Source organism: Azohydromonas lata (assembly GCF_034427735.1).
Classification (GTDB): domain Bacteria; phylum Pseudomonadota; class Gammaproteobacteria; order Burkholderiales; family Burkholderiaceae_C; genus Azohydromonas; species Azohydromonas lata.
Genome location: NZ_JAXOJX010000154.1, coordinates 1 through 3,265 on the forward strand (window position 1 = coordinate 1; position 3,265 = coordinate 3,265).

Sequence of the window (3,265 nt, forward strand, 5' to 3'; positions counted from 1 at the left end):
GGGCGGCGGCGCCTTCGGTGTCGGCTTGGGCCGGGCGTGCGGGCGTGGCGGCCTCGGCCGGCGTGGGTTCGGTGGCGGCAGCGCGCGGCGGGGTGGCGCCCTCGCCCGCACCGGCCGGGTGTGGGGCGGCCTGGCCCTCGGCGCCCGCCGCGGGGTGCAGGCCGCCTTGTTCGGCCACGTGCTGCAGGTTGATTTCGCGGCTCACCGCGTCGCCCTCGCTCACGTGGTTCATGTGCATGAGGTCGGCGGCGGCGGCCTCCAGGTCGTGCGGCAACAGGGGCTGTAAACCCTGGCTGGCGCGCTCGGCGGCAATGGCGTCGCTCAACTGCGCCAGCGCCCGCCCGTGCCGCGCCTGGCCGAAGGCCTCGCCGCCGCCCTCGCCCAGGCCCTGGATGAAGGCGTGCAGCCCGGCCTGGCCCATTTGCAGCAGCGCGTCGCCGGCATCGCCCTTGAAATGGCCGCTGGCGCTGTCCACCGCCAGCTCCGCGCCGCGTCCGCCCACGGCCCCCAGGCTGGAAAGGGCCCCGCGCGCCAGGCTGCGCCGCGCCACGGCCGACACGGTGCTGCCGAAGCCGCCGCCCGCGGAGGCGTTGAGCGCCTTGTCCAGCCCCTGGCCCAGCGCGCCCACGCCGCGCCCGGCCGTGCCCACGACGGTGCGCAGCACGCCACCCTGCGCGGCCAGGGCGCGGGCGCGCTCGGCGATGGCCGCGCCGTTGCGGCCCAGCGCCTCCACCGACTGGCTCAGCGTCGCCGTGGCGCCGCCGGCCAGCGCGCCGCGTATCAGCCCGGTGAACAGCGCGCCCACCGCGTCGGCCCCTCCCTTTTCCCAGGTGCGCTCGTCGAAGGCCGCGCCGCTCAGGCCGCCCAGCGAGCCCGTGAGCGCACCTATGACGATCTGGTCCACGACGGGGTTGCCCGTGAACAGGCGCGAGAGGCTCAGCAGCGTGCGGCTGGCCGTGCCCGCCGCCGCCGCGCCCTTGGACGCCACCTGCGCCGCCGCGCCCAACTGCGCGCCCACGCCGGCCGTGACCGCCTGCACCGCCGTCATGCCCAAGTCCACAGCCGCCTGCTCCCAGCCGTAGCGCCCGCCCTTGAGGGCGTAGTTGGCGCTCATGGAGGCCAGCCCCGTCATCACCGCCGCGGCGATCAGCGGCGCGGCCGCGCCGCCCGTGGCCACCGTGATCACGGCGGCGGCCACCGCGCCCAGGATGGCGATGCCCGTGGTCGTCACGTCGGCAAAGGCGTCTATGCGCGCCGAGTACGACTCGGCTACCGACTGCGCCGTGTTCACCACGCCGGCAAAGTTGTCCTGGTCCCGGCCGGTGTAGGCGCCGGTGGTGGCGTCGAAGTTGGGCAGCCTGCCGATCAGCTCGCCGCGGGCGTTGAAGGCCACCGGCCCGCCGGCCAGCAACCGCACCTGCTGCTCGTAGGCGCCCATGGCCTGGTCGGCCATCGTGCCTTCAGCCAGGGAGGCGCCCAAGCCGCCGGCCTCGCGGCGCTGCTGCTGCAGCGCGAAGGCGGCGGCCTCCAGCCGCTCCTGGTCGGTGCGGGCCACGCCGCGCAGGGCGCGCTCCATGCGCAGCCGGTCGTCGCCCGACAGCTCGGGCAGCACGTCGCCCCCCTGGAAGGTGCCCAGCACGGCGTCCAGCTCCTGGCCGGTCTGGCGCCGGAAGGCCTGGCGCATGTCGGCGATCTCGTCGCGCGTCATGCGCTCGGTGAAGCGGAACAGCAGCTCCTCGTTGGTGCCGCTGCGCTCCAGCGTGGCGTGGCGCATGGCCAGCGCTACGGTGTCGGCGCTTGGGCGCTCCTCGGTGAGCAGCCCGCGCGCGAGCGACGCGCCCACGGTGTCGCTGCCGAAGCGCTCGTTCATGCGCTGCACCAGCGCGTCCTGGCTGGCCTGCACCTGGGCCTGGTCCGGCTGGAAGCCGGGCTTCATGACGGCCTGCGGATCCAGCGCCGCGCCGGCACCCGCGCCGCCGGCGGCGCCGGGCGTGTAGGCCTGCGCGGCCAGCAGCAGCAGGCGCTGGCGGTCCAGCCGTGCCGCGCGGCGCGCGGCCTCGTTGGCCTCGCGCTCTTCCCGCGTGGCGCCCGGCCGGTCAGGCATGAAGCGCTCGTCGTAGAGCGCGCGGTCCATCTGCAGCGGGTCCGGCGGCTCGCCGCCCCTTTGCAGCTCCACCCCCAGGCGGGCCACGCGCGCCTCGGTGCTGTTGGCGCCATGGCGCAGCAGCGCCACGGCCAGGTCGCGCTGCGCGCCTTCCACGCGCAGCGTCACGGTCTGCGGCGGCATGTCGCCGCCGCCCACCTGCACCTGGATGTCGCGCGTGACCCAGGCCACGGCGCGGTCGGTGGCGCTCATGGCCGCCACGCCGCCGCTGCCCGCGGCGTAGGCCACGTCGGCGTCGGCCACGATGCCGCCCAGCGCCTGCACCACCGCCGCGCGCCGCGCCTCACCCGTCATCTCCTGCGTGGCGCGCCAGTCGCCCTCGTCCGGCGCGCCCGTGTAGCGCTCGATGAGGGCCGCCACCGGCTTGCCGTCGCGCCGCGCCTCGTCCACCGCGTCGCGCATGCGCCAGGCGTCGGCCAGGGCGTGGTCGCCCTGCAGCAGCGCGTCGAACACCTGCCGGTCGGTGCCGCCCAGGGCCTCGCCCACGTCGCGGCGCAGCGCCGCGTCCTGGCCCAGCGCCTTGAGCTCGTCAGGCGGCAGCGCGCGCAGCACGGCCTCGATGCGGGCCTCGTCGTCGTTGAAGATGCCCACCGAGTCGCGCAATTCGAAACGCGCGCCGGCCAGGTGGTCGCCGCCGAGGTAGGCGCGCGCGGCGCCGTACTCGCCGCTCTTGGGGCCCAGGGCGCGGCGCAGGTCCACGTCCAGGATGTGACCGGGCAGCGTGCGCCCGTACATCACCTCTTCCAGCGCGCGGCCCTTGTAGGCGCTCAGGCCCCGCAGCGCGCCCACCACGCCGGCCTCGTCCACCGTGCCGGCCCAGCCGCCTTCGAAAGCCTGGTAGACGCTGCGCACCTTGTTGCGCAGCGAGGTTTCGACGTCACCGCCCGTGCTGCCGACCTGCTCCTTGAAGAACTCCTTGGGTTTATTGCGCGCCGCGTAGAAGGTTTCCTCGGCCTGCACCTGACCGTCCAGGCCCTTGGGGGCGTCGCCGCCCTGGGCCGGACCCGTCCCGGGGTTGGCGGCGCCGGGGCCCGCGGGCGATGCGCCCTTGCCGCCGCCGCAGGCGCAGTCCGGCGCGGGCGTTTCGCCTCCGCCACCGGC

Annotated in this window: 1 protein-coding gene; it reads right to left on the reverse strand. The window is 76.1% G+C overall.

What is annotated here, in order from left to right; translation table 11 throughout:
- Positions 1-3,265: hypothetical protein (locus tag SM757_RS34645; protein WP_322468815.1), on the reverse strand; the 3,265-nt coding region annotated here is incomplete at both ends.